This is a genomic window from Vibrio sp. 1641, assembly GCF_033339995.1.
Taxonomy (GTDB): Bacteria; Pseudomonadota; Gammaproteobacteria; order Enterobacterales; family Vibrionaceae; genus Vibrio; species Vibrio alginolyticus.
In genome coordinates this window covers 1-714 of sequence record NZ_JAWOVP010000167.1, presented here as the reverse complement: position 1 = coordinate 714, position 714 = coordinate 1, and the positions used below count along the sequence as shown (strand labels likewise).

The window sequence follows — 714 nt, the reverse complement described above, 5'->3', positions numbered from 1 at the left end:
AACAGATAGAAGGGCAAAAATAGAGAAGGTAAACGAAGGAAAAAGGTGAGCAGAGCTACTCACCTTGGGGTAAATGTTTTTCCAGCTCGTCGTTTTCGACTTGTAACGCCGCCACCCAGTACGAGATCAGCGCTGTTAAGTTGGCATCATCCAATTCTCGGAGGAGCTGTTTTAACTCACTCAGTAATTGCGCATTCATAAAATGCATCTCTTTATAATTACCGAGAGTAGCAATTCCCGTTTTGTTGGCGTGTTCTGCGATAAAGTCGTCGCCATTTTGATCAAAAAATAGCTCGACCATTTTTTTGATCATCACTTTTTCTATTTTAACGAACCGATAGGCTGATCGAGCAATATTCATATGTGAATGAGGATCGACAAGCGGTAAACACGTTTGGCGATGGTGCGCCATTTTAATGAGTAATTCCCTTACTCGCGTATTATTCAATGTCATACTGACCTCTTTTTCAGTATTTCAGCATTATGCTTTGGTATGTGTGAATATTCATCAATGGTTCTGAATAAGAATGGCCAATAATGTTGACCATTCTTTTTAGGGTTATTTATCGATTAGCTGATCAGGCTAATATTGCTGAGTTTTTCTTTACAGCTTTTGATGTCACTGCGCACTTTGAGTAGCACGGCGTTATCTGCTTGCTCTGGCTGCGCGGTGATGACGTTTTCGATCTCTTTCAATACCTTACTTTCCACGCC

Annotated in this window: 1 protein-coding gene; it reads right to left on the bottom strand. The window is 40.9% G+C overall.

The window, feature by feature from the left end; translation table 11 throughout:
* Nucleotides 1-55: 55 nt before the first annotated feature.
* Nucleotides 56-454: a hypothetical protein gene (locus R7Z47_RS24845; RefSeq protein WP_318130762.1), complete on the bottom strand. Its 399-nt coding sequence runs from the start codon at nucleotides 452-454 to the stop codon at nucleotides 56-58.
* Nucleotides 455-714 lie beyond the last annotated feature (260 nt).

Coding starts and splice junctions, on each gene's coding strand:
- R7Z47_RS24845 (WP_318130762.1), bottom strand. CDS start 454: ATGACATTGAATAATACGCGAGTAAGGGAATTACTCATTAAAATGGCG.